The 3,859-nt window shown below is 41.4% G+C and carries 5 protein-coding genes; 1 reads left to right on the forward strand and 4 read right to left on the reverse strand.

Annotated elements, in window-relative coordinates; all coding sequences use genetic code 11:
• The coding region (locus HYG88_RS15010) for an IS4 family transposase (protein WP_178883365.1) at positions 1 to 747 on the forward strand (747 nt) is incomplete at its 5' end.
• Between the two features lie 51 nt (positions 748 to 798).
• Here HYG88_RS15010 and HYG88_RS15015 read toward each other — a convergent pair.
• From HYG88_RS15015 to HYG88_RS15030, 4 genes are all read right to left on the reverse strand, one after another.
• Positions 799 to 1,173: a hypothetical protein gene (locus HYG88_RS15015; RefSeq protein ID WP_005401765.1), complete on the reverse strand. Its 375-nt coding sequence runs from the start codon at positions 1,171 to 1,173 to the stop codon at positions 799 to 801.
• A 114-nt stretch (positions 1,174 to 1,287) separates the two neighbouring features.
• A complete protein-coding gene (locus HYG88_RS15020; RefSeq protein ID WP_148825231.1) occupies positions 1,288 to 2,199 on the reverse strand; it encodes a matrixin family metalloprotease in 912 nt (303 codons plus the stop codon).
• 82 nt (positions 2,200 to 2,281) lie between these two features.
• Positions 2,282 to 3,106: an OXA-211 family carbapenem-hydrolyzing class D beta-lactamase gene (gene blaOXA, locus HYG88_RS15025; RefSeq protein ID WP_148825233.1), complete on the reverse strand. Its 825-nt coding sequence runs from the start codon at positions 3,104 to 3,106 to the stop codon at positions 2,282 to 2,284.
• A gap of 115 nt (positions 3,107 to 3,221) precedes the next feature.
• Positions 3,222 to 3,859, reverse strand: a 638-nt coding sequence (locus HYG88_RS15030) for an Hsp70 family protein (RefSeq protein WP_178883366.1), incomplete at its 5' end; no start/stop codon positions are given.

The raw sequence follows: 3,859 nt of genomic DNA on the forward strand, positions 1-3,859 counted from the left end.
GGTGAATTAACCTTAGCCAGTCAATTAAAAGCACCAGTTCGCAGTATTACCCTATTTGATCGTGCTTACTTCTCTGCTGATTTTTTAGTGAGCTGGCAATCTCAGGCAGAAGAGAGTCATTGGTTGATGCGAGCAAAGGACAACCTGCGTTATGAAGTGATTCATCATAATGCGGCCCATGACTTTCAGATCAAAATGCCTGTTTCAGCAAGAGCAAAAAAGATAAATCCGTCATTGGGTGACTATTGGGAAGCACGTTTAATTGAAGTTGAATATGCAGGAAAAATAAGATGTTACATTACATCATTAACAGATTCTAAAGTTTATCCATTCAAAGACCTTGCAATGCTTTATATCCAGCGTTGGGAAATAGAAATGTGTTATCGGGAAATTAAAAGTGATTTACAGGATGCAAGGATTTTAAGAAGCAAACAACCTGATTTGGTCTATCAAGAATTGTGGGGGGTATTTATTGCATATAATATCTTAAGAAGACAGATGAGGTTTATCGCTGAACATGCAAAGGTGAGTCCTTTAAGGATCAGTTTCCATGTTGCATCTATGAGTATTATCAATATCTTAAGGCACACACCTTTAGAATCAGCAGGAAACCTACCCAAACATTTAGCGCAATTATTTGAACAATCTAAAATATTTGTATTACCTGAAAAAAGGCAAAGGCAATGTCCGCGAGTAGTGAAAATTAAAGCACAAAAATATCCAAGAAAATGCCAGTCAATTTCTTAACTGACTGGCATTACTCATGATGAGGGCTTTTTTATGTGCAATCATTCACTTTCAATCGAGTTTAATTGCATCGAGTAAGTCAAAAATAATCGTGGTGACATCTTGGCTTAAGTCACGGTTATTAAAAACTTCATAGGCAGTAATGGTGACATCGGTGTCACTCGGTAACAGTTTCTGTTCTTCTTCGATCAAGTCATTGATCGGTAAAAGCGTCTGTTTCACTTCCAGATGTAAAACATCCTTAAACTCTAAATTTTCATCTTCAAGTTCTAACAGCTGCTCGTTAAAATAGGGCAATAGAATAGAATGGAGATAAGGTTGAATCTCAACAATATCAAAGATTTCGATATCACGAGTTTCTTCAATCGTACTGATGTGGTCATTTACTTCGATTAAGATATGGTAGTAACTCACATTCGTCTCCAAAGCTTCTAGTGGATATTCAATTATTTACAATAACACGAACCCGAGTCAAGATGTGCTGTGATTGTATTTCATACACATATTAAAATTAGGGGATTTTTTTAGTAATTCATCATTTCAACGGGCATTAAACAATGCAATATCGGCACTTTGTAAACGGAAATGCTGCATATCTTGCTCTTCTAGCATTGGGTACATCAGGGCTTTCGGATCATTATGATGTTTCATTCCGAGGGCATGGCCAAATTCATGCGCTAAAGTCAGACGTAAGTCTTCTTTGGACTCAAACTCATAAATATGAATTTCACGCCCATTGAACAGTCCTTTATCAAATAGACGGGGTTGAAAGCGCTGGTTGAATTGGTCAATCGCGAGATTATGACCTTGATCTAAACGGTTCAGCTCATCTACTTTTTGGTTGTAGGCATTCACTTGCAGGTTAAAGCTGGCAATTTGTTGGTCTAAAACGTGTTGCTGTTGACGCAGCTGCGCCAAACTTTGTTGCACGGTAGCTTGCTGCGAAGCAGGAACTCCGCCGTGCTGGTTATACTGACGGATCATGGCATTATAGTTTTGGCTAAGGTCTTGTAGACTCTGTTTTTGCACATCTAAGGCCCCTGAGTGACGTGCCAGATTTTGTTGCATGGCTTTGAGTTCAGTATTCTTCTGACTCAGCCCTTGTTCATTTTGTGTCAGTTTAGACAGTTGATCACGGCGCTGTACCGACTCATCTTGACGCTGGTCATAAATGAGTCGAATACTGAGCCGAGCATTGGGGTCATAGACAAAGTAGTCTTGGCCCAAACCCTGCTTCCAAATATCCGTGGCTTGCTGGCTAATGTACTTTAACTCATGTTCACTAAGACCAAAACGCGGATCGACTTCCGCAATACGATAGCGAATACGCTGATCGAAAGGATGGGTGAGCCGATCCAGCAGTGGATTGAGACGCAGCTGGGGCTGTTGTATATTTTGATACAGAATGAACCCTAAAAAGCCCAGTAAAGCAAACAAGAGACTTTGACGCATATTTCTTCATATATCTTTATTTTTAGCTACTTTAGCGTAAAAAATACCTTTGCAACATAAAAAATGCGTCTTCTCTGGGGGCTTAAATTATCCCCAGTGCTGTTAGACTTTGTTTGACCAGTTGCTCACGCACGCTGGCTGAAATTCCTGTTTTCATCTGCATATTCAAAGCAAAATACACTTTTTCACCTGTTGCTGTTTCGACCCAGCCTGTCCACCAGCCCACTTGCGGTTCTAGGTCCATGCCCCAACCAGATTTGGCGTAGAGTTTATAATTCGGTTTTTGTTCAATCAGCAACATGTCTTGTACTGCATGTTGTACATCGGGTTTAAAAGCGAGTTGTGTATTGGCCAGTTTCTCCACAAAAAGGACTTCTTGAACAGGCGTAATTTGCAGTGGACCGACTAACCAAAAATTATCGACAACGGTGCCAATCTGTTGATTGCCATATCCAATGCGCTGTACTTCTTTTTGCATTAGGTCTAGGCCAATGCGCCGTGCAAGCTCCTGATAAACGGGAACGGCAGATGCTTGCATGGCTTGCCCTAAAGTCATGTCTTTTTCCCAGGCAGGGAAACTACGCTTTTGACCATCCCATTTAAACACCTCGGTGCTGGTTGCTTTACCATGCTCTAGTCCGATTAAGGCATTCAGCATTTTAAAGGTAGAGGCAGGTACATAGGGTGTCTGGGCGCGGCTCAAGTCATTGCCGTAGCTGTGTAAGCCATGTTTATCCTTAATGACAATCACCCCAGTGGTTTGGAGTTGATTGAAGGCTTGTTGGATCTGCTGCTGCGCGCTTTGCTGATGTTGGTTTTTAGCTGTTTCTACGGAGGGGCTTATTGTGGTACATGCAGAACCGAAGGTAGCAATGAGGGCGATGAGGCACAACTCTACAGTTTTCATTGAAGGCTGAGATCTAAATTTTTTTATCATCCTAATGTAAAAGTGGAATGTGAAACAACAATATTTAGGTAATAAAAAACCGCGCTTTAGCGCGGTTTTTTATTACAGAGACAAATTATTTTTTGTCATCTTTTACTTCAGTGAACTCAGCATCTACAACGCCATCGTCCGCTTTTTGTTGTTGACCAGCGTCACCACCGAATGCATTCGGGTCGAACCCTTCAGCACCGCCTTGACCTTGCGCAGCTTCATAAGCGCGTTGCGTGATCGGCATGATGATGTTTTGAAGTGCTTCAGTTTTCGCTTTGATGTCTTCTACATCATTTTCTTTAGTTGAAGTTTCAAGCTCAGCGACTGCAGTTTCAACAGCAGTTTTTTCGTCAGCAGTTACTTGCTCGCCTAGATCTTTCACTGCTTTTTGAGCAGAAGATACCAATGCATCCGCTTCGTTACGTGCTTTCGCAAGTTCTTCGAACTTACGGTCTTCTTCAGCATTCGCTTCAGCATCTTTGATCATTGCTTCGATTTCAGCATCAGACAAACCTGAGTTTGCTTTAATCTGGATTGATTGCTCTTTACCAGTGCTCTTATCTTTAGCCGATACTTTTAAGATACCGTCAGCGTTAATGTCGAACGATACTTCAATTTGTGGCACACCACGTGGAGCAGGTGGAATGTCGCCCAATTGGAAGTTACCTAACAATTTGTTTTGCTGTGCCATTTTACGTTCACCTTGGAACACAGAAATGTCTA

The organism is Acinetobacter sp. SwsAc4, assembly GCF_013391535.1.
Lineage (GTDB): Bacteria > Pseudomonadota > Gammaproteobacteria > Pseudomonadales > Moraxellaceae > Acinetobacter.